Here is a 24,825-nt window from a genome sequence, read left to right on the forward strand (position 1 = left end):
TCCCTGGCCATGAGGCTTTGCCCTACTAGAAGTTGACCGGAAAGGAACCCGATGGCGACGATCCCGAGTCGCTACCTGCTCAACCACATCGGCGGCGAATGGCGTGCCCCCGAGAGCGGGCAGACCCGGCCGAACATCAACCCCGGCGACCTCTCCGACCACATCGGGGACTTCGCCGAGTCCGGTGGCGCGGACGTCGAGCTGGCCGTGGAGGCCGCCGCCGCGGCGATGCCGGGGTGGAAGGGGCTCGGGCCGATCAAGCGCGCCGAGTTCCTGCGCGCCGCCGAGCGCCTGATCGAGGAGCGGGCCGAGGACTTCGCCCAGGCGATCACCCGCGAGCAGGGCAAGCTCATCAAGGAGGCCCGCGGCGAGGTCAGGCGGGCCCTGGCCATCCTCGACTTCACCGCGGGCGAGGGGCGCAGGCTGAAGGGCGAGACGCTGCCCGCCGAGGAGCCGCGCACGTTCTCCTACACCTTCCGAGCGCCGATCGGCGTGGTCGGCCTGGTGACGCCGTGGAACTTCCCCCTCGCCATCCCCATGTGGAAGGTCGCGCCCGCGCTGCTGGCCGGGTGCGCGGCGGTGCTCAAGCCGTCGCCGTTCACGCCGCTGACCTCCGCGCTGCTGGTGGAGGCGTTCGTGGACGCGGGCGTGCCCGCCGGGGTGCTCAACCTCGTCCAGGGCGACATCGCGGCGGGCGAGGCGCTGGTGACGCACCCGCGCGTGGCCGGGATCAGCTTCACCGGCTCGCTGCCCGTGGGCCTGGCCATCCACCAGGCCGGAGCGCCCCGGCTGCTGCGCACCCAGCTCGAACTGGGCGGCAAGAACGCGGTCCTGGTGCTCGCGGACGCGGACCTGGACAAGGCGGTCAAGGCCACCGTGTTCGGCGCGTTCGGGCAGTCGGGACAGCGGTGCAGCGCCACGTCCAGGGTGATCGTCGACCGTTCCGTCAAGGAGGAGTTCCTGTCGCGGCTGGTCGCCGAGGTGGCCGGGCTCAAGGTGGGCCCCGGTCTGTCGGACGGGGCCACGATCGGCCCGGTCGTGAACGAGGCCCGCATGCGCGCCTGCCTGGACGCGGTCAAGGCCGCGCAGGAGTCCGGCGCCAAGGTCGCCATCGGCGGCGAGCGGCACACCGAGGGCGTGCCCGAGGGCTGCTACGTGCAGCCGACCGTGCTGCGCGACGTGCCCTGGGACAGCGAGATCGCCCAGGAGGAGATCTTCGGCCCGGTGTTGTCCGTGGTGGACTGCGACGGCTTCGACGACGCCATGCGCATCTCCAACTCGGTCCGGTACGGCATGAGCGGCACGATCTTCACCCAGGACCCGGCGACCATCTTCGAGGCCCTGGACCGCTTCGAGGCGGGCATGCTGCACGTCAACCGGCCCGGCGTCGGCGCGTACGCGCACCTGCCCCACATGGGCGCCAAGTTGTCGCAGTTCGGCCCGCCCGAGTGCTCGCCGCAGGTCTGGGACTTCTACACCGAGTGGCGGTCGGCGTGCATAAGTTACTGACGGCCGCCGAGGCCGTCGCCCGGCACGTCCCCGCCGGGGCCGTCGTCGGGATGGGCGGCCAGAACATCAACCGCTGCCCGATGGCGCTGGTGCACGAGGTGATCAGGCAGGGGATCGGCGGGCTGACCGTGGTCGGCTGCAACCTGTCGCTGCCGCTCGACATGCTGGTCGCGGCGGGCCTGGTGGTCCGCACCGAGCAGGGCACCGGCAACCTGGAGCGCTACGGCACGCTGTTCGCCTGGCGCCGGGCCGTCGAGCGCGGCGAGGTCGGCGTCGGCGATCATTCGCACCTGGCGATGGCCACCCGCTTCGCGGCGGGGGCCATCGGGGTGCCCTTCCTGCCGACGCGCAGCCTGCTCGGCACCGACCTGCTCGCCGACCTGGTGGCGGAGGGCGTGGCGGTGGAGTCGGCCGATCCGTGGACGGGGCAGCCGGTGGTGCTGCTGCGGGCGATGACGCCGGACGTGGCGATCATCCACGCGAACCGCGCCGATCTTTCCGGAAATGTCGTGATCGAGGGGGTTACCTCCCATGAGGTGGACATGGTCCGGGCGGCCCGCGCCACGATCGTGTCGGCCGAGGAGGTGCTGCCCGCCGGGGCGTTCGCCGACCGGCCCGAGCGGGTCACGATCCCGGAGGCGTACGTGACCGCGGTCGTCCACCAGCCCTTCGGCGCCTTCCCGACCTCCGTCTACCGCGAGTACGACTTCGCCGAGCCGGAGATCAAGGAGTACCAGGCGCTGGGCCGGGCCGGGGACGCCGAGCTGCGCGAGTGGATCGGGGCCAACCTGGGCGCGTCCTTCGACGATCACCTCCAGGCCCGCGACCCGGCGGGCACGCTCCGGGACGGGCTGACCGAGCAGATGAGGAGGCTGGTGTGAGCGCGTCCGGGGAGTGGGCCGCCCTGCCGAGGGAGCTGCTGGTCGTCGAGGGCGCCCGGCAGATCCGCGACGGCGACCTGGTGATCGTCGGCACCGGCCTGCCGCTGCTGGCCGCCACGCTCGCCCAGCGCACCCACGCGCCGGAGGCCAAGCTCGTCATCGAGTCGGGGGTGATGTTCCCGAAGGTCGTGCCGACGCCGGTGTCCGTGGTCGATCCGCGGCTGATGCACGGCGCCGCGCGGCACGGGTCGTTGTTCGAGGCGCTGGGCGGGCTGGTCCAGCGCGGGCTGGTCCGTACGGGCTTCCTCGGCGGGGCCCAGGTGGACGAGTACGCCAACATCAACTCCACCTGGGTCCCGAGACCGGACGGCTCGCGGGTGCGCCTGCCCGGCAGCGGCGGGGCCAACGACATCGCCAGCCACTGCCGGCAGGTGGTGATCCTGACCGACCACGAGAGGCGGCGCTTCCCCGCCCGCTGCGACTACGTCACCAGCCCGGGGTTCCTGGGCGGGCCGGGGGAGCGGGCCAAGGCCGGGCTCGGGCCGTTGCGCGTCAAGGTCGTCACCGACCTGTGCGTGATGGAGGCCGAGGACTCGGCGCTGACCGTGACGGCCCTCATGCCGGGGGCGAGTGTTGCGGACGTACTAGAAAACACCGGCTTTACCCCGAAATTTCGGGATTCGTTGGAAATTGTGGTGCCGCCGGACCCCGAGGACCTCCGCCTGCTGCGCGAGGAGATCGACCCGGCGTGCGTGTACTTCCCTGAAAGGAAAGCCCGTTGACCGACAAGAAGCCGTTCGCCTGGGAGACGGCGATCGCCTGGAAGAACAAGGACCGGATCGTCGTGCGCGGGTACGACGTGAACGAGCTGACCGGCAACATCTCCTTCGCCGAGCACTTCCACCTGGTGCTGCGCGGCGAGTTGCCGACCCCCGAGGTGGGCCGGATGACCGAGGCGATCCTGGTGAACATGGCCGAGCACGCCATGTCGCCGTCCTCGGCCACCGTGCGCTTCGCCACCTCCGGCGGCGCCGAGCTGAACGCGGCCGTCGCGGCGGGCGTCGCCGGCATCGGCCGCCTGCACGGCACCGCCGACCGGCCCGCCGAGCTGTTCCTCGCGGTCGGGCAGCGGGCCGAGCGCGACGGGCTGAGCGACCAGGAGGCCGCCGCCAAGGTCGTGGCCGAGATGCGCGAACGCCGCGAGCGCATGCCCGGGTTCCACCACGCCCAGCACATCCGCGACCCGCGTACCGCCCGCCTGCTGGAGCTGTCGGACGAACTGGGCGTCACCGGCCGGTACGTCCGCATCGCCCGCGCGATGGAGGACGCCACCGAGGACGTCTTCGGCCGCCGGATCTGGATCAACGGCCCCGGCTCGATGGGCTGCGTCGGCCTCGACATGGGGTACGAGCCGTTGCAGCTCAAGGCCATGTTCATCGTGTGCAGGTCGTTGTCGTTGTGCGCGCACTCGATCGAGGAGATGACCAGGGAGAAGGGCTGGCGGGCCTCCACCAACTCCGACATGGTCCAGCCGCTGGACCTGTCGATGCAGGGCCCGGACCACTACGACGGCCCGGCCGACCGCGCCCTGGCCTGACCCCGGGCCTGACCACCGGCCTGATCACCGGCCTGATCACCGGCCTGATCACTGGCCTGACCGCCGCCGGCACCTCCGCGCCGACCCTTGACACCCGCGTTCTCCAGGATCAAGGTGGTGTTCCGTATACGGAACAAGCGTGGAGGTGCAGTCATGCGGCCCAACTCCCGGTTCGCGCAGGTGCAGCCGTTCGACATCGACAAGGTGGCGTCCGCCGCCGGGGCCGACCCCGACGTCCTGCGCCTGGAGAACCTGGACACCGACGTCCCGCCGCCGCCGGTCGCGGTGGCCGCGACCAGGCGGTCCCTGGAGGAGGGGACGGGCAACAGCTGGCTGCCGTTCACCGGCCTGCCGGTGTTGTGCCAGGCGGTCGCCGCCGAGCTGCGGGCGCGTACCGGGGTCGACTACGACCCGTTGCGGCAGGTGTGCATCACCTCGGGCGGCACGTCGGCGGTGATGCCGGTGCTGCTGGCCACGACCGAGCCGGGCGAGCCCGTGGTGCTCACCGACCCCACCGATGCCGGGCTGCTCCAGCGCGTGCGGCTGTCGGGCGCGCGTCCGCACCTGGTGCCGCTGCGGGTGGAGGGCGGCCGCTGGCGGCTGGACCGCGAGGCGCTCGGCCGGGTGCCCGCGGCGGCGGCGCTGCTGCTGATGAGCCCGTCGATGCCGTCGGGCGTGGTGTTCGACCGGGAGGACTGGGAGGCGGTGGCGCGGGTGTGCGAGCGTACGGGCGCGTACCTGATATACGACGCCGCCATGGAGCGCATCGTCTTCGACGGCCACCCGCGCGTCAACCCGTGCCAGGTGGACGGCCTGGCCGAGCGCACGATCATCATCGGGTCCATGTCGAAGGAGTACCGGATGATCGGCTGGCGGATCGGCTGGGTCGCCGGCCCGGCCGACATCATGTCCCGGATCATGGTCGCGACCATCTACAACACCACCGTGGCCAGCGGCTACCACCAGTACGGCGCCGCCGCCGCGCTCACCGACCCGGCCGGCGCGGGGGTGGCGGAGGCGGCGGCCGAGTACCAGGCCCGCCACGACACCGTGGTCGCGCAGCTCGACGGGCTGCCGGTGGTCCGGGCGGGCGGCGGCTGGTCCGTCCTGGTGGACGCCGAGGCCATGGGGCTGACCGCCGCCGACCTGTCGGCCCGCCTGCTGGAACGCGGGCGCGTCGCGGCCACCCCCATGACGGCCTGGGGCGAGAGCGTCGCCCCCCGGTACGTCCGCCTCGTCTACAGCGCCGAGCCGGTCGGGCGCCTGTCGGACCTGCGGGCCCGCTTCGAGGCGGCGCTCGGCTGACGGGACTGACCGGGGCTCAGCGGGCCAGGCGGTCGCGCAGGAAGCCCTCGAACGTGCGCAGGCCGGAGTGGCGGGCGCGGAGGGCGGCGACGTCGGCCTGGTAGCCGCCTTCCAGGAACCACTCGTACATGCGCTCCCCGCCGGTCGGGGTCTGCTCGAACCGGGTGGGGGTGCCGGTGACACGCTGGTAGATCTCGGCGAGCTCCGGACCGGTGCGTTCGTCGCCCGCGAGCTCCAGCGCCCGGCCGGCGTACTCGTCGGGATGCTCGAACGCCTCCGCCGCGAAGTGGCCGATGTCCTCGGGCGCGACGAGCTGCATGCGCCGGAACGGCAGCGCGATGACCCGCTCGTCCCCGGCGGGCTCGGCATAGTACAGCAGGTTCGTCATGAAGAACACCGGCCGCAGGACGGTGGCCCGCAGGCCCAGCTCCGCGAGGCGCCGCTCGATCGCCCACTTGCTCGCGAAGTGCTCGATGCCGGTGTCGCGCTCAGCGCCGCCGACCGAGCTGTAGACCAGGTGGGCCAGGCCCAGCCCGGCGGCCAGGTCGGCGACCGCGACGCCCTGGCGCACCTCGCGGGCCAGCTCCTCCTCGGTCAGGGCGAGGGCCTGCACGCTGAACACGCCGTGCACGCCCGTCATGGCGGCCCGCAGGGAGGCGGGGTCGTCCAGGTCGCCCTTCGCCAGGGTGGCGCCGAGCGCGGACAGGGCGCGGGCGGCGGGCGAGGCCGGGTCCCTGACCAGGGCGCGGACCGTCCAGCCGCGTTCCAGGAGCGTCCGGGCCACCGCGCCGCCCTGGTTGCCGGTGGCGCCGGTGACCAGGATCGTCCTGGCACGGGCGGGCAGCAGCAGCGACTTCCCGGTGACCTTGCGGGCCTCGACGGCGGCGTGCGCCTCGGCCGCCGACTCCAGGGGCAGCACGTTGCCGACCGTGGGACGCAGGCGGCCGGCGGCGGCCAGCTCCAGGGCCTCGCGGGCCAGCTCACGCGGGTCGGCCGACGGCCAGGCCACTGCGGTCACGCGGGGGTCGGGGGTGGTCATCGGGCCGCCGGCCATGCCGTACGCGCTGAGCCGCCCGCCGTCCTTCAGCAGCGCCTGCGCCTGGGCGCCGACCTCGCCGCCCACGCCGTCGAAGACGACGTCCAGGCCGCCGGTCGCGGCGCGTACCTCCTCGGCCCAGCCCGGGACGGTGTAGTCGACCGTCAGCTCGGCCCCGAGGCGCGCGGCCAGGTCGCGCTTGGCGGCGCTGCTCGCCGCGCCCACCACGCGTGCCCCCGCGGCGCGGGCGAGCTGCACCAGCAGGCTGCCCACCCCGCCTCCGGCGGCCTCCACCAGCACCCATTCGCCGGGCCGCGGCGCGGCGGCGCGGGTCAGCCCCACGGCGGTGCGCCCGTCGGCCAGCAGCGCCACGGCGTCCCGCGCCGACAGGCCCGGGGGCAGCGGGATCAGGTCGTCGGCGGCGGCCACCGCCAGCTCGGCGTAGCCGCCCCGGCCGCCGAGCGTGGTGACCACCCGCGTTCCCACCAGCGCCGCGTCCACGCCTTCGCCCACCGCCAGGACGGTGCCCGCCACCCCGTTCCCCAGGATCGCGGGCAGCTCGGCCCGTCGCGGCCCCCGATCGGCGCGCACCTGCGTCTCCACGAACGTGATGCCCGCGACCGCCACCTCGACCAGCACCTGCCCCGGCCCCGCGACGGGATCGGGCACCTCCTCCACGACCAGCGACCCGGGACCACCGAACCGCCGCAGCACCACCGCACGCATGACAATCCTCCTTAGTCGGAGCGCTACGCTCCGACTAAGTACGGTATATCGGAGCGCTCCGCTCCGCAATATCCTGTACGGCATGGCAGGACGCGGCAGACAGGCCGAGGCGGCGCGGAACGATCTGCGCCTGCTCCAGGCGGCCCACGAGGTGTTCACGACACAGGGGTTCGACGCGCCGGTGTCGGCCATCGCCAAGCAGGCGGGCGTGGGCATGGGCAGCCTCTACCGCCGCTACCGCACGAAGGAGGAGCTGCTCCAGCGGCTGTGCCTGATCGCCATGGAACGCGTGGTCGACGCCCTGGAGTCGGCCCTGGCCGAACCCGACCCGTGGACCGGGCTGGAGGCGTACGTGCGGGCCTGCGTGGAGGGCCGCTCCGGCGCGCTGGCCCCGGTGGCGGGCACGATCGAGGTCACCGACGAGATGTGGCGCACCTCCCGGCGGGCCACCGAGCTGGCCGACGAGCTCGTCACGAAGGCCCGCGAGGCCGGCGCGCTCAGACCCGACGTCACCACGCTCGACGTCTCGCTGCTCATCGAGCAGTTCAGCAGGCCGGCCCCCGGCCCGCCCAGCGAGGAGCACCAGCGGGTCAAGCAGCGCCTGCTGGCCGTCACGCTCGACGGCCTGCGCGCCCCCGGCACGACCCCGCTGCCCGGTGATCCGCCGAGCACGGAGTGGTACGAAGGGCGCTGGCGGACCGCCCCGTAGGTCTACGGTGGGACGGTGGCCTTCAATGACCTGCTGAAAGACCTCGACCACAGCGCCGGAGCGCAGGCCGCGGGCATCAGACGCGGCTACGGCGGCCCGCCCGCCCGGACGATGAGCGTGCGCTCGGGCCCGGCCCGGCTGCGCTGCGCCTCGCTGCTCAAGCCCCTCTACGCCTGGGTGGCCGCCGACCACATCGACGACGCCGAGCGCTGGCGCCGCCACGCCGAGCCCGCCGTGGTCCTCTCCTCCAACGCCGACACGCTGAGCCTGTGGTTGTCCATCGGCCCGCGCGTCCTGCTGGAGGACCTCTACCGGCGCACCGGCGTGCGGTGGGCCCAGCCGGGCGGCGACCCGTCGCGCTTCGGCTCGGTCGAGGTGGCGGCCGACGAGGTCGCCGCCGCCTACACCGTGTTCGCGCAGGCCGCGGCGGCGGGCGACCCGGTGGCGGCCACCGTCCTGGAGTGGATGCGGCAGGTGGCGGGGGAGCAGACGTTCGGCGCCCGCGAGGCGCTCGGCTCGCCCGACGCCGGGATCAAGTGCGGCTGGTACGGCGCCCCCGACGAGACCTGCCTGCGCACCCACGCCGTCGCCGTCCTGCCGCGCGGCGGCACCCGGGCGACCGTGGTCGTGGCGATGACCGCGCTGCCCTACACCGGTGAGCGCGACCGCGAGGCGTACCACGCCCGCATCGCCCAGGGGTTTCCGGTCGAGTCCGTGCACGAGGGCCTGGCCGGGTCGCTGCTGCGCGGTCTCATGTCCACCACGCTGGCCGAGCTGGGCCACCGGCCCCGCTAGAGTCGGGGATCATGCGGATCACGGTGCTCGGCGGATGCGGGGCCTGGCCGGCGGCGGGCCAGGCGTGCAGCGGCTACCTCGTCGAGCACGACGGGTTCCGCGTGCTCGTCGACCCCGGCTACGCCACGCTGCCGCGGCTGCTCGAAAGCACGCCGGCCGAGCGGGTCGACGCCGTCCTGGTCAGCCACGGCCATCCCGACCACTGCTCCGACCTCAACCCGCTGCTGCGCGCCCGCGCCCTGGGCGACGCGCCGCCGGCCGCGCTGCCCGTGCACGCGCCGCCCGGCGCGCTCGACGCCGTGCTCGCGCTCGACCGGCGCGGCATGCTGGCCGGCAGCTTCGAGCTGCACGACCTGGAGCCGGGCACGCCGCGCGAGATCGGCCCGTTCCGGCTCGACGCCTTCTCGCTGCCGCACCACGTGCCCAACGCCGGGCTGCGCCTGAGCGCGGGCGGCCGGGCGATCGCCTACACGGGCGACACCGGGCCGTCCGCGGACCTCGTCACGCTGGCCGCCGACGCCGACCTGCTGGTGGCCGAGGCCACCTACCCCGAGCGGGTGCCCGACGAGGACGCGCCCTACCTGTCCAGCGCCCTCGACGCGGGCCGCACCGCCGCCGCGGCCGGGGCCGCCCGGCTGCTGCTCACCCACCTGTGGCCGGGCACCCGGCCCGAGCCGGCGCTCGACGCGGCGGCCAGGTCCTACGCGGGCGACCTCGCGGTGGCCACGGCGGGCCTCGCGATCGAGGTGTGACGCACCGGGCTCAGCGTGGCGGGGGCGTGCGCAGGGCGGTCACCACGGCGGCGAGCTCCGGCGGCTCGACGCCGTACGGCATCTCCTCGGCCCATGTGTGACCGCGGTAGACGCCGAGCTCCTCCTCGGTGAGCGCGGCGGGGGTCACCCGCGGGCGCGCCTCGTCGAACGTGGCCAGGAAGAACGGCTCGGTCTTCACGTAGCGCACGCCCAGCCAGGTGAAGTCGCGCTCGACGTCCACCGAGTGATCGCGCACCGCCGACCCGGGCAGCCCGGTCTCCTCGGCCAGTTCGCGCCTGGCGGCCTCCAGCGGCGTCTCGCCCGGGTCGAGGCCGCCGCCCGGCGGCTCCCAGAGGTCCCTGCCGCTGATCGGGTCGTACCAGTGCATGAGCAGGACGCGTCCGTCGCGGTCGAGGCAGACGACGCGGGCGGCAGGACGTTGGCTACTGCCCATTTGGGCCCCCTTTTTCCTCTATGGCGACCATCGGAAAGACGCTATTCACGCACCCGCCTGACGCTGGAGATCCTTCAGCCGGATCATCCCAGCACTCAGCGAGGAGTACGTCCATGCAACGATGGCGCATCCTGCCCGCTCTCGTGGCCGCGGCCGTGTCGGTCCCCGCGCCCGCCGCAGTGGCCGATCCCGTGGCCGATCCCGCACCAGCCCCAGAGGGCAAGGTCCTCAACGGCGTGACCACCCTGGCCGCGCCCGTGCCCGTCCCCGACGTCCCGAACGGCATCAGCGCCGACAAGGTCCTGGTCATCGGCCTGGACGGGTTACGCCACGACCGCATCGCCCCCGCCGACGCCCCGAACCTCGACGCCCTGATCAGCGGCGGCACGTTCGGCACCAGCCTGCTCTACACCAGCCCGATGGCCGCCACCTCCAGCGGCCCCGGCTGGTCCACGATCGCCACCAGCGTCTGGCCCGACCTGCACGGCGTGAAGGACAACACCTTCGCCGGCAAGCACTACGACCAGTACCCCGACTTCCTGACCAGGCTGGAGAACACGAACGCCGCCTACTCCACCTACGCCGCGCTCGACTGGAAGCCGCTCGCCGACCAGGGCACGTTCGGCCCCCGGATCGACGCCAGAGTGGCCCTGGACGGCGACGCCGACGGCTACCCTGCCGAGGACGAGCGCGTCACCCAGGTCAGCGAGACCGTCCTGCGCACCAGGAATCCGGACGCCTCCTTCGTCTACCTGGGCGCGATCGACATCGCCGGGCACGGCAGCGGCGCCGGCTCGGCCGCCTACCTGACCGCGATCCACGACGCCGACGCCCGGATCGGCCGGCTGCTGGCCGCGGTCAGGGCCAGGCCGTCGTACGCGAGCGAGCGCTGGACCGTGGTCGTGGCCACCGACCACGGTCACACCGACGCGGGCGGGCACGGCGGGTCCTCGATCGAGGAGCGCCGCACGTTCGTCCTGGCCTCCGGGCCCGGCATCGCCGCCGGGGCGCGGCCGGCCGACACGCGCCTGGTGGACGTGACGGCCGCGGTCTTCACCGGGCTGCGGCTGGCCGTGCCGGGCGGGATCGACGGCAGGCGCGTCGACACCAGGACCGGCGACCCGTTCGAGGGCGTGACGCTGTCCGGCAGGACCGACGAGACCGGCATCCCGGCCGGCGTGCTCGGCTACTCGCACACGCCGCCCTCGGGCTGGTCGGCGGACGCGTCCAGGATGCCGTCCGGGGGCGTCCAGGAGTGGCGCGGCTGGGCGTTCACCACGGACGAGTTCTGGTCGCGGGCGGCCCGTGACCAGCAGCGGGAGCTGAACGTCCGGTCCAGGGGCATCTTCGCGGTGGCCGACTCCGACGAATGGGACGACAAGTCCCACGAGACCGGGACGTTCGACTCGACGCTCGTCTCGCCCGCCTACACCGTGACCGGCCGCGCGTCCGTCACGCTCGCCTACGCCACCCACTACCGGGTGGACGGCGCCCAGAAGGCGCAGGTGCTCGTCTCGTTCGACGGCGGCGCGGACACGCTGGTGAAGAACTACACGGCCGACGCGATCGCCAGGAACGAGTCGCTCAGGGTGACCGTGCCGGCCGGGGCCACGTCGATGAGAGTCAAGTTCCACTACTTCGACGCGACCAACAACTGGTACTGGGCGGTGGACGACCTGCGCGTCTCCTGACCGTGCTGCCGGGTAGGGCCGGGTGCGGCCGGGAGTCTCGTCCTGGGACGGGGCTCCCGGTCAGGGGTTGCGGGCGGCGATGGAGGCGTTGAGCGCGGTGGCGAAGGCTGTCCAGCCGACGTAGGGCAGCAGGGCCAGCCCGGCGCGGCGGTCGGCGCGCAGGAAGCGGCGCAGGAGCACCAGGTTGGCCGCGTCGAGCGCCACGATGTCGGCCAGGGCCAGGCGGGGGGAGCGGGCGCCGAAGAACAGCGGCGTCCAGGCGGCGTTGAGCGCGAGGTTGGCGCCCAGCGCGCGGGTCAGGCCCGCCCGGTCGTCGCCCGAGGTCAGCGCGCGGGCGCCGGCGTAGGCGATCAGGCCGTAGATCGGGGTCCAGACCAGGCCGAACGCCCGCGTGGGCGGCTGCCAGCGCGGCTTGCGCAGCCGGCGGTACCAGGCCGAGCCGGAGGAGGTGGCCAGGCTGCCGAGCGTGGCCGTGACGGTGACCGCGGCCGTGGTGGCGAGGAGGTTGCGGGCGAACGGGCGCATCTGCATGGGCCTGCCCCTACCCGCCAGGGCCGCCGCATGCCCTAGGCGCCCTCGGGCTCCTCGACCACGAGGGTGAGCAGGCCGGGGAAACGTTCGTCGAACTCCGCGCGGCGCAGCCGGTTGAGCCGGCGGGTGCCCTCGTCGCGCTGCTCCAGCAGGCCGACCTGGCGCAGCACCCCGAAGTGGTGGCTGAGCGTGGACTTGGCCACCCGCAGGTGGGCGAACGTGCCGCAGGCGCGGGCCCAGTCGGGCTCACCGGCCAGCTCGCGGACGATGCGGCGGCGGACCGGGTCGCCGAGCGCGTCGAGGGCGGCCTGCAACGACACCTCGGCGGGAGAGGCGTGGGTCAGGCCGCGCGTCCTGTTCGATGCCGGTCGAACATTGGTGTAGTGTTCCATCTCGATCGAACATCCTAGTCGAGGGAGCGGTCATGGAGACCGGGCACTTCGGAGTGTGGCACCCGCTGATCGGCAAGGCCCCCGCCGAGCAGGCGCGGCGGGCGGCGGCCGAGATCGAGCGGCTGGGCTACGGCTCCGTGTGGATCAACGAGGGCCGGCAGAGCAAGGAGCCGCTCACCACGGCGGCCGTCCTGCTGGCCGCCACCACCCGCGTCGCGGTCGCGACCGGCATCGCCAGCATCTGGGGCCGCGACGCGACGGGCATGACGGCGGGCACGAAGACGCTGGCCGACGCCTTCCCGGGCCGCTTCCTGCTGGGCATCGGGGTCAGCCACGGCCCGCTGGTCGGCAGCCGCGGCCACGCCTACGACAAGCCGCTGAGCGCGATGCGCGCCTACCTCGACGGCATGGACGCCGCCGAGGAGGGCCTGCCCGAGGCGCGCGCCCCTCGGCTGCTGGCGGCGCTGCGTCCCCGGATGCTGGAGCTGTCCCGAGACCGGGCCGACGGCGCCCACACCTACTTCGTGCCGCCCGAGCACACCGAGCAGGCCCGCCGCGTCCTCGGCGCCGACCGGCTGCTGGTGCCCGAGCAGGCCGTGGTGCTGGAGGCCGACCCGGTCAGGGCCCGCGAGATCGCCCGCGCCCACCTGGCCTACTACCTGACCCTGCCCAACTACCTGGGCAACCTGCGCGCCCTCGGCTTCACCGACGACGACTTCGCGGGCGGCGGCAGCGACCGGCTGGCCGACGCCATCGTGGCCTGGGGCGACGAGGAGCGGGTCGCCGCGCGGCTGCGGGCCCACCTCGACGCGGGGGCCGACCACGTGGCCGTCCAGCCGCTCTCGCCGGGCGCCCCCGACCTCGACGACGCCCTGAAGCAGCTCCAGCGCCTGGCGCCGGCCCTCGGCCTCTGATCGAGGGGCGGGCCCCGGCGGGTCGGTTTGACTTAGAGCGCACTTCAATTCGTAACGTCGGTCCCATGACAACGCCTCAGCACAAGATCGGTTCGGGTTTCGGCGCCAGAAGCACGGCGGACGAGGTGCTCCAGGGCATCGACCTCACCGGCAGGATCGCGCTGGTCACCGGCGGCTACTCCGGCCTGGGCCTGCAGACCACGCGCGCGCTCAGCAGGGCCGGGGCCCATGTCATCGTCCCGGCCCGGCGTCCCGGTGCGGCCGAGGAGGCCCTGGCCGGCATCGACCGCGTCGAGGTGGGCGAGCTCGACCTCGGCGACCTCGACAGCGTGCGCCGCTTCGCCGACGGGTTCCTGGCCACCGGCCGCGACCTGCACCTCGTGATCAACAACGCGGGCATCATGGCCTGCCCCGAGACGCGGGTCGGCCCCGGCTGGGAGGCCCAGTTCGCCACCAACCACCTCGGCCACTACGCCCTGGTCAACCGCCTGTGGCCGGCCGTCGAGCGCGGCGGCGGCCGGGTCGTGGCCGTCTCCTCAGCCGGCCACCGGCGCTCCGGCATGCGCTGGGACGACGTGATGTTCGAGCACGGCTACGACAAGTGGCAGGCGTACGGCCAGGCGAAGACGGCCAACGTGCTGTTCGCCGTGCACCTCGACGCCCTGGCCAAGGACGCGGGGGTGCGCGCGTTCGCGGTGCATCCCGGCGGCATCCTCACCCCGCTCCAGCGCCACCTGACCAGGCAGGAGATGGTCGAGGCCGGCTGGATCGACGAGCAGGGCAACCAGCTCAACACCAGCTTCAAGACGCCGGAGCAGGGCGCGGCCACCCAGGTGTGGGCGGCCACCTCGCCGCAGCTCGACGACATGGGCGGCGTCTACTGCGAAGACTGCGAGATCGCCGAGCAGGCCGGCGCCGCGGGGGGCGGCGTCCACTCCTACGCGACCGACCCCGAGCAGGCCGCGCGCCTGTGGCGGCTGTCGGCCGAGCTGACCGGCGTCGACGCCTTCGCCGCGCGGTCCTGAGGGGCGGCGGCGTCGCGCGGTACTGAGAGGCGGGGTCTCACCGGGCTGACGGTCAGCGTTTCATGGCGCCGTCGGCGATGGCGTCCGCGGCGTCGCCGATGGCCATGCCCACGATCTCCAGGCGGCGTACCAGTTCGCGCTGCTTGAGGGCGTCCGAGGTGACCTCGGCCGAGAAGATCCGGGAGATCTCGTACTGGTACATGCGCCGGATCGCGCCGCCGGCCTTCTTGGCCTCCAGGGCGTCCTGCACCACCGCCGAGGGCCGCGCGGCCAGGCCGCGTACGGCGCTCTCCAGGGCGTCGATGCCCACGATGACCTGGTCGAGCAGCGGCGTGAAGCGGATCTGGTCGGGCACCCGGTACAGGTGCGACTCGCGCACGAAGTCCCGCAGCGAGTCCAGCACGTCGTCGATCGAGCGTGACAGGCGGAACAGGTCCTCGGGGTCGATGGGCGTGACCAGCGCCGTCTTGAGCTCCTCGACCAGGCGGGCGCGCTCCTCGTCGCCGAGGTGCTCGATGGCGCGCATCTGCTCGTGCGCGCCGGTCCTGCCGACCTCGCCGCCGATCATGGCCATCGCCAGCCAGGCGCCCTGCTTGGTGGCCTTGAGCTGGCCGAGCAGGGCCCCGCTGAGCGCGCCGTCCATGCGGCCGGTCATGAGGTCCCGGATCCGGCGCCATCGCTTCACCACGTCCCCCTCAGCCCCTTCAGGACGAACGCCGCGGTCGCGGCCAAGAGCCCGCTCAGCGGGAGCGTCAGCAGCCAGGCCACGACGATCTTGACGGCGGCGTACCAGCGGACCCGGCCGCCGCCCTGCGCGACCCCCGCGCCGACCAGCCCGCCGGCCACGGCCTGGGTCATGCTCACGGGCATACCCACGGCGGCGCAGGCGATCACCGCGGTGCCCGCGGCCAGTTCGGCGGCGACGCCGTGCGCGGGACGGGAGACGATGATCTCGCGGCTCAGCGTGCGGCCCGCCCTGGGCAGCCCGTACAGCGCGCCGAGCCCGAACAACATCGCCACCAGCGAGGTGCAGGCCAGGGGCGCGCCCTGGAAACCGAGTGCGATCATGAAGACGGCCAGCATCTTCTGCCCGTCGTTGGCCGCGTAGGCGAGCGTCTGGAGCAGGAACCCGGCCCAGTGCCAGCGGGCCAGGCCGGGCGCGTCGGTCACCCGTACGAGCAGCCGGATGAGCAGCCACGACAGCAGCGCCCCCGCGAACGGCGCGGCCAGCCCGAAGGCCAGCACGAGCGCCACCGAGCCGCCCGACACCGGCAGCCCCCACCCCAGCCCCGCCCCGGTGAGCCCGCCCACCACGGCCAGCGTGAGGCTGGTCGGCCGCCCTTTGGCGCTGAGCGTGAACACCACGGCCAGCGAGCAGAGCACGGCGACGGTCATCGCGGCCTGACCGCCGGGGGCGTGGAAGGCCGCCAGCCGGTTCACGAACGTCAGCGCCACCCGGTGCGTGATCAACGGGATCACCGTGACGAGCAGCACCAGCGTGAGGATGCCGACGGCCGGCCGGATCACCGGCAGCTTGAGCCCGGTCGCCAGCAGCGCCCCGCCGTCGTTGATCCCGGACACGACGGCGAACAGCCCCGCGACCCCGATCAGTACGACGGTCTCCAACGGCACGTGCTCCATCCCAGTCGGCGCTGTTCAGCACGGACAAGCCCGTTTCCCTTATGGCCCCCATAGGGGAAAGGCGGCTGTCCCATGCGGCGCCACCCCGGATAGCGTCCGTAATGCCCGATAACTACCCAAGATCGAGTGGATTGATGGACGAAGAACTCATTCTGTTGAATCCCGGGCCCGCATGTACGTCGAAGCGGGTCAAGGACGCCCTGCTTCGCGGCGACCTCTGCCACCGCGAGCCCGAGTTCACGGAGTTGCTGTTCAGGATCCGTGAGGCCCTGCCCCGGTGCCTGAACCTCGGCGGCACGCACGAGGCGCTGCTGGTCACCGGGTCGGGAACCGCGGCCATGGAGATGGCGGTCATCAGCTCCGTCCGCGCGGGACGTGGCGTGCTCGTCGTGAACAACGGCGTCTACGGCGACCGGATGATCAAGATCGCGAAGGCGCACGGCATCCCGTTCCACGAGGTCAGGAGCGACTGGACGGTCCCGGCCGACCCCGAGGCCGTCCGGGCGGCGCTGGCCGGGCGCGACGACGTGGACGCCGTGGTCTGCGTGCACCACGAGACCACGACCGGCCTGATCAACCCGATCAAGGAGATCGGCGAGGTCGTGGCCGAGCACGGCGCCCTGTTCGTGATCGACGCGATCAGCGGCACCGCGATCGAGGACCAGGACCTGGCCGAGGTCAAGGCCGACGTCGTCTGCGGCACCGCCAACAAGGGCCTGCACGGGCTGCCCGGCATGTCGTTCATCCTGTGCAGCGAGGCGGCGATCGAGCGGATCCAGGAGGCGCCCGCGCGCAGCCTGTACCTCAACGCCGCCAGCTACCTGGCCGGCCAGCGCAAGGGCGACGTGCCGTTCACCCCGGCCGTCCAGGTCTGCTACTCCCTCGACGAGGCGATCAAGGAGTACGAGGAGGCGGGCGGGTTCGCGGCGCGCACCCGGCTGTACCGCGAGCGGGCCGACCTGGTCCGCGGCCAGTTCACCCGTCTGGGCCTGAAAATCCTCGTTGATGAACAATTCAGGTCAAACACCGTAACAATGCTTCATCTCCCCGAAAACGTAACTTATGCGGCGCTTCACGATGAGCTCAAAAAGCGCGGTTACGTTATCTACGCCGGTCAGGGGCAACTTTCGGCGGACTTCTTCAGGATCTGCACGATGGGCGAGATCCCCTGGCACCGGCTGGAACAGCTCGAGGACGCGCTCCGAGAGTCGATCGAGGCAGCTAGGGGTTAACGACGACATGCAGCTCAACCTGCACCGGCTCTGGATCTTCATGACGGTCGTGGAGTGCGGCGGCTTCTCGGCCGCGGCGCAGAAGCTCTACCTCAGCCAACCGTCCGTGTCACACCAGGTCAGGCAGCTTGAGCAGTCGCTGCGCGCCACGCTGATCGACCGCAGCGGCGCCCGCATCAGGCTCACCCCCGAGGGCGAGGTGATGCTGGAGTACGCCAGGCGCGTGTTCCTGCTGGCCGACGAGGCCGTGGCCGCGATCCGGCAGGTCTCCGGGCTGCAGACCGGCAAGCTGGTCGCGGGAGGCACCACCACCGTCGGCACGTACCTCCTGCCGCCGTTGCTGGCCGCCTTCCGCGACCGTCACCCGGGCATCGAGATCGGCATCCAGGTCGGCAACGGCCAGCGGGTCGAACGCGGGCTCGTGGACGGCGAGATCGGCGTCGCGGTGCTGGCCGGCGAGCCCGGCGCGGCGCAGCTCGTCAGCGAGCCCATCCTGGAGGACCGGCTCGTCGTCATCACCCAGCCGGGCCACCGGCTGGCCAGCAGGGGCCGCGCCGAGCCCGCCGACCTGACCGGCGAGTTCTTCCTCATCCGCGAGCCCGGCTCCTCCACCCGCGAGCTGCAGGAACAGGCGCTGGAGACGTGGGGGCTCGAAGAGGCCGGCCGCAGCGAGATCTGGGGCCCTGAGACGATCAAACAGGCGGTCGCCGCCGGGCTCGGCGTCTCGCTGGTGTCCGAGCACTGCGTCGAGCAGGAGCTCGCCGACGGGCGGCTGGCGGCCCTCGAAGTGCTGCCCGCGCCCAAGCCCCGCCCCATCGTGCTGGCCCACCGCCGCGACCGGCTGCTGGGGCCCGCCGAACAGGCGTTCATCGCCATGTTGCGCAACGTCCGCAGCTGGCCGGGGATCAACCGCTTGAGGAGCATCTCGTGACATCCCTGCCCTCCCGGGCACAGGTCGTGATCATCGGTGGCGGCATCGCCGGTTGCAGCGTGGCCTACCACCTGGCCGAGCTGGGCTGGACCGACGTCGTGCTGCTCGAACAGGGACAACTCTCCTGCGGCACCACCTGGCACGCCGCCGGGCTCGTCGGCCAGCTGCGCAGCACCGAGAGCATGACCAGGCTGATCAAGTACAGCACCGACCTGTACGCCCGCCTGGAGGCCGAGACCGGCTTCGGCACCGGCTGGAAGCAGTGCGGCAGCGTCAGCGTGGCCCGCACCCCCGAGCGCATGACCCAGCTCAGGCGCACCGCGTCCGCCGCCCGCAACTACGGCATCCAGGCCGAGGTCATCACCCCGCGTGAGGCCGGCGAGCTGTGGCCGGTCATGCGCACCGACGACCTGGTGGGCGGCGTCTGGCTGCCCGGCGACGGCAAGGCCAACCCCTCCGACCTCACCCAGGCGCTCGCCAGGGGCGCCCAGCGGCGCGGCGTGCTGGTGATGGAACGCGTCCGCGTCACCGGCGTCACCGTACGGGACGGCGTCGTGCGCGGCGTGGACACCACCGAGGGCCACATCGAGACCGAGGTGCTGGTCAACTGCGCCGGCCAGTGGGCCAAGGAACTCGGCCGGATGGCCGGCGCGACCGTCCCGCTGCACTCGGCCGAGCACTACTACGTGGTGACCGAGCCGATCCCCGGCGTACGCCCCGACCTGCCCGTGCTGCGCGACCCCGACGGGTACGCCTACCTCAAGGAGGAGGTCGGCGGCCTGGTCGTGGGCGGCTTCGAGCCGGACGCAAAACCGTGGGGCATGGACGGCATCCCCCACCCCTTCGAGTTCCAGCTCCTGGAGGAGGACTGGGACCAGTTCGCGATCATCATGGAGAACGCGATCCAGCGCGTCCCGGCGTTGGAGAGCACCGGGATCAGGATGTTCTACAACGGGCCGGAGAGCTTCACGCCCGACAACATGTTCCTGCTGGGCGAGACGCCCGAGGTGCGCGGCCTGTTCGTCGGCGCCGGGTTCAACTCGGCCGGCATCGCCTCGGCGGGCGGCGCCGGCCGCGCGCTGGCCGAGTGGATCGTGAACGGCGAGCCGACCGGCGACCTGTGGCCCGCCGACATCCGGCGCTTCGCCCGCTGGGCCGGCAACGACACCTGGCTGCGCGACCGGGTCACCGAGACGCTGGGGCTGCACTACGCGATGTCCTGGCCGGACAAGGAGCTGGAGACGGCCCGGCCGCTGCGCCGCTCGCCGGTCCACCACCTGCTGGCCGAGGCCGGGGCGCGCTTCGGGTCGAAGATGGGCTGGGAGCGGGTCAACTACTTCGGGCCCGCCACGCCGTCCACGTTCGGGCGGCCGGGATGGCAGCCGTACGTGGACGCCGAAGTGGCGGCGTGCCGGAACGCGGCGGCGCTGTTCGACCAGACGTCCTTCTCCAAATTCGTCCTCAAGGGCCCCGAGGCCATGGAGGCGCTGCAGTGGCTCTGCACCGCCGACGTGGACGTCGAGCTCGGCCGGGTCGTCTACACCGGCCTGCTCAACGACCGGGGCGGCTACGAGTCGGACCTGACGGTGACCCGCGTGGCCCGCGACGAGTACCTGGTCGTGACCGGCTCGGCCCAGACCACGAGGGACTTCGACCACATCTCCAAGGGCCTCGGCGACCGGCGGGCGGTCCTGGTGGACGTCACCGGCGCGTACGCCGTCTTCGGCGTGATGGGGCCGTCGTCCAGGAGGATCCTGCAGTCGGTGTCGAAGTCGGACTTCTCGGCCTTCGACTTCGGCACGTCCCGGCTGGTCGACCTCGGTCACGCCACCGTGCGCGCCACCCGCGTCACGTACGTGGGCGAGCTGGGCTGGGAGCTGTACGTGCCCGCCGAGTTCGCCGTCACCGTCCACGAGACGCTCATGGGCACCGGCGAGCTGACCCAGGCCGGTTACTACGCCATCGAGGCCATGCGCATCGAGAAGGGCTACCGCGCCTGGGGCCGCGAGCTGGGCCCGGAGATCACCCCCGCCGCCGCCGGACTGCGTTTCACCTGCAAGAAGAGCGGCTACCGGGGAGCGCGGCACGCCCTGGGGTCGCCGTCGCGCAGGGTAGTCTCGATCGTGCTGGACGACCCCGCCGCACACCTGTGGGGCGGCGAGTCCCTGCTGTCCGACGGCGTCCCGGTGGGCTACGTCACCTCGGCGGCCCACAGCCCCACGCTCGGCAGGTCCGTGGCGCTGGGCTTCGTCACCGAGGTCTCGCCGGAAGGCGGCGTCACGCTGGAGAAGGTGGAGGTCGAGGTGGCCGGCGACCTGTACTCTGCCCAGATCAGCCTCAAGGCGCCCTACGATCCCACGTCCGCGAGAGTGAAGTCATGAGCAGCCACGCCGAGTACATCCTGACCCTGTCCTGCCCCGACCGCCCCGGCGTGGTGGCCGCCGTCTCCGGCCTCCTGGCCGGGCACGGGTGCAACATCATCGAGAGCCAGCAGTTCGGCGACCGGGTCGCCCAGCGCTTCTTCATGCGCGTGCAGTTCTCCGCCCCCCTTGGCGAGGACGAGCTGGGCGCCGCCTTCGCCGCCCTCGCCCCCGACTTCGCCATGGAGTTCAAGCTGCGCGACGTGGCCAGGAAGCCGCGCGTGCTGATCATGGTCAGCCGGTTCGACCACTGCCTCAACGACCTGCTCTACCGGGTCAGGTCGAAGACGCTGGACATCGAGATCGTCGCGGTCGCCTCCAACCACCCCGATCTGCGCCCGCTCACCCAGTCGTACGGCATCGACTACCACCACCTGCCGATCACCCCCGAGACCAAGCCCAGGCAGGAGGCCGAGGTGCTGGCGCTGGTCGAGCACTACCAGGTCGACCTGGTGGTGCTGGCCCGCTACATGCAGGTGCTGTCGGAGGACCTGTGCGAGAAGCTGGCCGGGCGGGCGATCAACATCCACCACTCGTTCCTGCCGTCGTTCAAGGGCGCCAAGCCCTACCACCAGGCCCACAACCGCGGCGTCAAGCTCATCGGCGCGACGGCCCACTACGTGACCTCCGACCTCGACGAGGGGCCGATCATCGAGCAGGAGGTCGCCCGGGTCAACCACAGCCACTCGCCCGAAGACCTCGTGCGCATCGGCCGCGACGTGGAGTGCGTGGCGCTGGCCCGCGCGGTCCGGTGGCACGCCGAGCAGCGCGTCCTGCTCGACGGCCACAAGACCGTCGTCTTCCCCCGCTGACCTCTTCCGATGGGTTACGGGCGATAGGTCCCGAAGAACCAGGAGTTGCCCTCGGGGTCCTTGCAGGCGTACTCGCGCGAGCCGTACGGCTGGTCGACGAGTTCCATGGTGATCACGGCCCCCGCGGCCCTGGCGTGATCGTGGTGGGCGTCGACGTCGTCGACCGCGATGTAGACGCCGGGCCCGCCCGGCTTCCCCCGGCCGATCATGATCAGGTCGTCCTCGACGAACAGCTCGGCGTGCTCGACGGCTCCGGACGCGTCCTTCGACGACTCGTGCACCCGGAACCCGAACGCCCCGGTCAGGAAGTCGAGCGCCGCCTGCGGGTCCTCGTAGCGGGCCAGTGCGTAGACAGTGCGTTTCATGGCTCCAGTGTCCACGGCGGGCCGCCGGCGGGTCTTGGACGAATCTGACCGGGCGTGGTGCCGCCGAGCGCCCGGAACTCCCGGTTGAGATGGGCCTGGTCGTAGAAGCCGCACTCGGCCGCGACCGCGGCGATCGGCTCGCCGGAGCGCAGCAGCCGCGCGGCCCGGCCGAACCTGATCACCCGGGCCGCCGCCTTCGGGGCCAGCCCGACCTGGTCGTGGAAGCGGGCCACCAGATGACGGTGACTCCAGCCCAGCGACGCCGCCAGCGACGACACGCCGAGCCGCCCGCCCGACTCCAGCAGCCGCGCCCACGCCCACGGCAGCTCGGGGCCCACCTCGGGCCCGGCGAGGATGCGTTCGGTCAGCAGCCGGTCGGTCAGGGCCAGCCGCTCCCGCCACGACGGCGTCGCGGCCAGCCGGTCGAGCAGCTCCCCGGCCCACCGCCCGAGCACGGCCTCCACCGGGACCACCCGGTTGGTCAGGTGCCGCATCGGCAGCCCGTGCAGCCGCCGCGCCCCGAACGGCGTGAGTACCACCTGCACGCCCTCGCACGGCCCGGTGACCCGGGTGAGCGCGAACCGGTCGGCGAGCCCGCCCGCGAACGCCCTGACCCGCTCCCCGTACGCCTCCATCGGCGCGCCGACGCCCAGGATGAGCACCGCCCCCGGCATGGCGGCCTCGGCCCGCGTCAGCGGCGCGGGGTAGTGCTCGCTGTAGGCGCACAACCGGGTGACGTACGGCCGCAGCGCAGCGCCGGGGGCGGCCTCGACGATGGCCGGCCCCGGCGTGCTCATGCCGCCGACACTACAGACCGGTGTGCTCGGCGAGGAAGGTCAGCGTGTCGGCCGACAGATCGACCGTACGGCTCACCGAGCGGGCGCCGTGGCCCACCTCGGTCTCGTTGCGCAGCAGCACCGGCCGCCCGGCGGTCGAGGCGTGCTGCAACGCCGCGCACATCTTCCAGGCGTGCAGCGGGTGCACCCGCGTGTCGGACTGGAAGACGGTGAACAGCGTCGCCGGGTAGGCCACCGACTCCTCGACCCGATGGTAGGGCGAATAGCCCCGCAACCAGCCGAACTGCTCGGGGTCGTCGGCGCTGCCGTACTCGACGTTCCAGGTCGCGCCGAGGCCGAACCTCTCGTACCTGATCATGTCGAGCAGCGGCGCCGAGCAGACGACGGCCGCGTACAGGTCGGGGCGCTGCGTCAGCGCGGCGCCGACCAGCAGGCCGCCGTTGGAGCCGCCGGAGATGCCGAGCTGCTCGCGGGTGGTGACGCCGGTCTCGATGAGGTGCTCGGCCGCCGCGTGGAAGTCGTCGAAGACGTTCTGCTTGTTGGCCAGCATGCCCGCGCGGTGCCAGTCCTCGCCCTCCTCGCCGCCGCCGCGCAGATTGGCGATGGCGTAGACGCCGCCCGCCTCGACCCAGGCCAGGATCGAGGCCGAGTAGCCGGGGGTCATGGACAGGCCGAAGCCGCCGTAGCCGTACAGGATCGTCGGGCGGGGGCCGGGACGCTCGTCGGCCGGGGAGATGATCAACATTCGGACCTCGGTGCCGTCCTTGGACCGGTACACCTCCTGCGACGTGCGCACCGGCGGCACCTCGACCGCGCCCGGCGAGGCGGCCCACAGCGTGGTCTCGCCCGTGCGGGCGTCGTAGCGCTGGATCGTCGGCGGCGTGGTGTTGTCGGTGTAGCCGAACCACGCCTCGAAGCCGCCCTCGGGACGCTCGGAGATGCCGCCGATCGTGCCCAGGCCCGGCGTCGGCACCGAGCCCACGCGCTCGCCGGTGGCCAGGTCGTGGACGGTGATCTCGCTGATCGCGTGGCGGGTCCAGCCCACCAGCATGACCGGGCGCTCCAGGTCGTCGAGGATGGCGAAGTCGGACAGCACCGCCTCGGGGTCCTCGGGGATCAGGTCGCGCCAGGTCTCGTAGCCCGGGTCGGCCGGGTCGGTCACGCACACCCGGCCGCGGGAGGCGTCCCGGTCGGTGTGCACGTAGAGCCTGCCGTCGCGGCCGAACACCAGGGCGGTCTGCGCGTCGACGCCCTCCTGCACGACCTTCAGGTCGGGGGAGTCGGCGGGTGAGGCGGTCAGGTCGGCCACCCACAGGTCGTTGCGCGGCGCGGTGCCCTCGTGCGCCGAGACCTGGAGCCAGTGGCCGTCACGCGAGACCGAGACGCCGTAGTAGTTGGTCATCTTCAGCCCCTGGCCGAAGATCAGCACGTCGTCCTCGGTCGAGGTGCCGACGCGGTGGAGGTAGACGCGGCGGTGGAACTGCGCCTCGTTCTCCGGCACCTCGGTGCGCGGCAGCCTGCGCACGTAGTAGAACGCCTCGCCGCCCGGCAGCCAGGCGATGGGGGAGTAGCGGCAGCGGTCGATCGGGCCCTCGACGCGCATCCCGGTCGCGACGTCCATGATGTAGAGGATCGACTCCTCGTCGCCACCCACCGAGATCTGGTACGCCAGCAGCCGCCCTTCCTTGTCGGGCTGCACGGCGTCGAGCGTGGTGAGACCGGACGGGTCGATCTCCATCGGGTCGATCAGCGCCCGCTCGGTGCCGTCGGCCTCGACGACGTAGTAGACCGCGTGCTCCTGGTCCGGCGTGCGGCGGGAGAAGAACCGGCGCTCCCCGCGCCAGGCCGGCGGGCCCACCGAGCCGGACCGCAGCAGCTCGGCGATGCGGTCCTTGAACCGCTGCTCGCCACGCGTGGCGTTGAACAGCTCGGCCTGCGCGAGCAGCCATTCCTTGGTGTCCGGGTTGTCAGGGTCCTCCAGCCACCGGTACGGGTCGGGGACGGGCGTTTCGTGCAGGATGTCGACGACGTCTTCGCGGCGTGCCGTCGGATAAGGCTCTCGCGTCATGCCAGGAACCCTACTGCCAAGGTGGGGGCGTAAAGCGCTGGTGAAGCGGGCATAAAACGTAACGTGTGTCCCTCTGGTCATTCCGGCTTGAAGATTATGGGGTGGCGGGGACGCTACGGCTAACGCCAGACTTGGTGACAGGACGGTGCCGTGGTGACCATCCGCTGGACCGTCCGGCGGAGGTCCATGTGACGGAAGCACCAGTGCCCCAGGAGGGGCCGACAGGCGGGACATGCCACGGC

General features: G+C 72.7%; 24 protein-coding genes. 15 read left to right on the forward strand and 9 right to left on the reverse strand.

Features of this window, described 5'->3' with window-relative positions:
• Positions 1-51 precede the first annotated feature (51 nt).
• From AB0J97_RS24670 to AB0J97_RS24690, 5 genes are all read left to right on the forward strand, one after another.
• Positions 52-1,509, forward strand: a complete 1,458-nt coding sequence (locus tag AB0J97_RS24670) for an aldehyde dehydrogenase family protein (protein WP_364092295.1) — start codon at positions 52-54, stop codon at positions 1,507-1,509.
• A complete protein-coding gene (locus AB0J97_RS24675; RefSeq protein WP_364092297.1) occupies positions 1,494-2,390 on the forward strand; it encodes a CoA-transferase in 897 nt (298 codons plus the stop codon). The genes AB0J97_RS24670 and AB0J97_RS24675 overlap by 16 nt, the downstream gene beginning before the upstream one ends.
• Complete coding sequence (locus AB0J97_RS24680; RefSeq protein WP_364092299.1) at positions 2,387-3,172, forward strand: CoA-transferase; 786 nt, start codon at positions 2,387-2,389, stop codon at positions 3,170-3,172. The genes AB0J97_RS24675 and AB0J97_RS24680 overlap by 4 nt, the downstream gene beginning before the upstream one ends.
• The gene (locus AB0J97_RS24685; RefSeq protein ID WP_357705163.1) at positions 3,169-3,987 is read left to right on the forward strand and encodes a citrate/2-methylcitrate synthase; all 819 of its coding nucleotides are present in this window, start codon (positions 3,169-3,171) and stop codon (positions 3,985-3,987) included. Before AB0J97_RS24680 ends, AB0J97_RS24685 begins: the two co-directional genes overlap by 4 nt.
• 153 nt (positions 3,988-4,140) lie before the next feature.
• Positions 4,141-5,292 (forward strand): pyridoxal phosphate-dependent aminotransferase, encoded by a 1,152-nt coding sequence (locus AB0J97_RS24690; RefSeq protein WP_364092301.1) that lies wholly within the window; start codon positions 4,141-4,143, stop codon positions 5,290-5,292.
• Positions 5,293-5,308: 16 nt separating this feature from the next.
• On the opposite strand, the gene AB0J97_RS24695 is transcribed toward AB0J97_RS24690, so the two are convergent.
• Positions 5,309-7,054 (reverse strand): NmrA family NAD(P)-binding protein, encoded by a 1,746-nt coding sequence (locus tag AB0J97_RS24695; protein ID WP_364092303.1) that lies wholly within the window; start codon positions 7,052-7,054, stop codon positions 5,309-5,311.
• Between the two features lie 82 nt (positions 7,055-7,136).
• On the opposite strand from AB0J97_RS24695, the gene AB0J97_RS24700 reads away from it, so the two are divergent.
• The 3 genes from AB0J97_RS24700 to AB0J97_RS24710 are packed head-to-tail and all read left to right on the forward strand — an operon-like array spanning position 7,137 to position 9,310.
• Positions 7,137-7,763: a helix-turn-helix domain-containing protein gene (locus AB0J97_RS24700; protein WP_364092305.1), complete on the forward strand. Its 627-nt coding sequence runs from the start codon at positions 7,137-7,139 to the stop codon at positions 7,761-7,763.
• Positions 7,764-7,778: 15 nt separating this feature from the next.
• Positions 7,779-8,558, forward strand: coding sequence for a hypothetical protein (locus tag AB0J97_RS24705; RefSeq protein ID WP_364092307.1), 780 nt, complete (start codon positions 7,779-7,781; stop codon positions 8,556-8,558).
• An 11-nt stretch (positions 8,559-8,569) separates the two neighbouring features.
• Entirely contained in the window at positions 8,570-9,310 is a 741-nt protein-coding gene (locus AB0J97_RS24710) for an MBL fold metallo-hydrolase (RefSeq protein WP_364092309.1), read from the forward strand.
• Positions 9,311-9,320: 10 nt separating this feature from the next.
• Here the strand turns inward: AB0J97_RS24710 and AB0J97_RS24715 are convergent, their stop codons facing one another.
• Positions 9,321-9,764 carry an NUDIX domain-containing protein gene (locus AB0J97_RS24715; RefSeq protein ID WP_364092311.1) on the reverse strand — a complete coding sequence of 148 codons (444 nt, stop codon included), beginning with the start codon at positions 9,762-9,764 and terminating at the stop codon, positions 9,321-9,323.
• 113 nt (positions 9,765-9,877) lie between these two features.
• Between AB0J97_RS24715 and AB0J97_RS24720 the strand changes: the two genes are divergently transcribed.
• Complete coding sequence (locus tag AB0J97_RS24720) at positions 9,878-11,455, forward strand: alkaline phosphatase family protein (RefSeq protein ID WP_364092313.1); 1,578 nt, start codon at positions 9,878-9,880, stop codon at positions 11,453-11,455.
• 60 nt (positions 11,456-11,515) lie between these two features.
• Here AB0J97_RS24720 and AB0J97_RS24725 read toward each other — a convergent pair whose 3' ends face one another.
• Together AB0J97_RS24725 and AB0J97_RS24730 are read right to left on the reverse strand one after the other, a co-directional pair.
• The gene (locus AB0J97_RS24725) at positions 11,516-11,986 is read right to left on the reverse strand and encodes a TspO/MBR family protein (protein ID WP_357705180.1); all 471 of its coding nucleotides are present in this window, start codon (positions 11,984-11,986) and stop codon (positions 11,516-11,518) included.
• A gap of 35 nt (positions 11,987-12,021) precedes the next feature.
• Positions 12,022-12,378: a helix-turn-helix domain-containing protein gene (locus AB0J97_RS24730; protein ID WP_364092315.1), complete on the reverse strand. Its 357-nt coding sequence runs from the start codon at positions 12,376-12,378 to the stop codon at positions 12,022-12,024.
• A 32-nt stretch (positions 12,379-12,410) separates the two neighbouring features.
• Here AB0J97_RS24730 and AB0J97_RS24735 point away from each other — a divergent pair, with 32 nt between their 5' ends.
• A complete protein-coding gene (locus tag AB0J97_RS24735; protein ID WP_357705184.1) occupies positions 12,411-13,292 on the forward strand; it encodes a TIGR03620 family F420-dependent LLM class oxidoreductase in 882 nt (293 codons plus the stop codon).
• A gap of 65 nt (positions 13,293-13,357) precedes the next feature.
• Positions 13,358-14,317, forward strand: coding sequence for an SDR family NAD(P)-dependent oxidoreductase (locus AB0J97_RS24740; RefSeq protein WP_357705186.1), 960 nt, complete (start codon positions 13,358-13,360; stop codon positions 14,315-14,317).
• A gap of 52 nt (positions 14,318-14,369) precedes the next feature.
• On the opposite strand, the gene AB0J97_RS24745 is transcribed toward AB0J97_RS24740, so the two are convergent.
• Positions 14,370-15,002: a DUF47 family protein gene (locus AB0J97_RS24745; RefSeq protein ID WP_364092318.1), complete on the reverse strand. Its 633-nt coding sequence runs from the start codon at positions 15,000-15,002 to the stop codon at positions 14,370-14,372.
• Positions 14,999-15,943 carry an inorganic phosphate transporter gene (locus tag AB0J97_RS24750; protein ID WP_357705190.1) on the reverse strand — a complete coding sequence of 315 codons (945 nt, stop codon included), beginning with the start codon at positions 15,941-15,943 and terminating at the stop codon, positions 14,999-15,001. Before AB0J97_RS24750 ends, AB0J97_RS24745 begins: the two co-directional genes overlap by 4 nt.
• Before the next feature lie 149 nt (positions 15,944-16,092).
• On the opposite strand from AB0J97_RS24750, the gene AB0J97_RS24755 reads away from it, so the two are divergent.
• The 4 genes from AB0J97_RS24755 to purU are packed head-to-tail and all read left to right on the forward strand — an operon-like array spanning position 16,093 to position 21,353.
• Positions 16,093-17,190 carry an aminotransferase class V-fold PLP-dependent enzyme gene (locus AB0J97_RS24755; protein ID WP_357705192.1) on the forward strand — a complete coding sequence of 366 codons (1,098 nt, stop codon included), beginning with the start codon at positions 16,093-16,095 and terminating at the stop codon, positions 17,188-17,190.
• Positions 17,191-17,197: 7 nt separating this feature from the next.
• Entirely contained in the window at positions 17,198-18,121 is a 924-nt protein-coding gene (locus AB0J97_RS24760) for a LysR family transcriptional regulator (protein ID WP_364092321.1), read from the forward strand.
• Positions 18,118-20,502, forward strand: coding sequence for an FAD-dependent oxidoreductase (locus tag AB0J97_RS24765; protein WP_364092323.1), 2,385 nt, complete (start codon positions 18,118-18,120; stop codon positions 20,500-20,502). Before AB0J97_RS24760 ends, AB0J97_RS24765 begins: the two co-directional genes overlap by 4 nt.
• A complete protein-coding gene (purU, locus tag AB0J97_RS24770) occupies positions 20,499-21,353 on the forward strand; it encodes a formyltetrahydrofolate deformylase (RefSeq protein ID WP_357705197.1) in 855 nt (284 codons plus the stop codon). Before AB0J97_RS24765 ends, purU begins: the two co-directional genes overlap by 4 nt.
• A gap of 14 nt (positions 21,354-21,367) precedes the next feature.
• Here the strand turns inward: purU and AB0J97_RS24775 are convergent, their stop codons facing one another.
• The 3 genes from AB0J97_RS24775 to AB0J97_RS24785 are packed head-to-tail and all read right to left on the reverse strand — an operon-like array spanning position 21,368 to position 24,583.
• A complete protein-coding gene (locus AB0J97_RS24775) occupies positions 21,368-21,718 on the reverse strand; it encodes a VOC family protein (protein WP_357705199.1) in 351 nt (116 codons plus the stop codon).
• Positions 21,715-22,515: an AraC family transcriptional regulator gene (locus AB0J97_RS24780; protein ID WP_364092326.1), complete on the reverse strand. Its 801-nt coding sequence runs from the start codon at positions 22,513-22,515 to the stop codon at positions 21,715-21,717. The genes AB0J97_RS24775 and AB0J97_RS24780 overlap by 4 nt, the downstream gene beginning before the upstream one ends.
• 10 nt (positions 22,516-22,525) lie before the next feature.
• Positions 22,526-24,583, reverse strand: a complete 2,058-nt coding sequence (locus AB0J97_RS24785; RefSeq protein ID WP_364092329.1) for a prolyl oligopeptidase family serine peptidase — start codon at positions 24,581-24,583, stop codon at positions 22,526-22,528.
• Positions 24,584-24,825: the final 242 nt, after the last annotated feature.

The organism is Nonomuraea sp. NPDC049607 (genome assembly GCF_040675375.1).
Taxonomy (GTDB): domain Bacteria; phylum Actinomycetota; class Actinomycetes; order Streptosporangiales; family Streptosporangiaceae; genus Nonomuraea.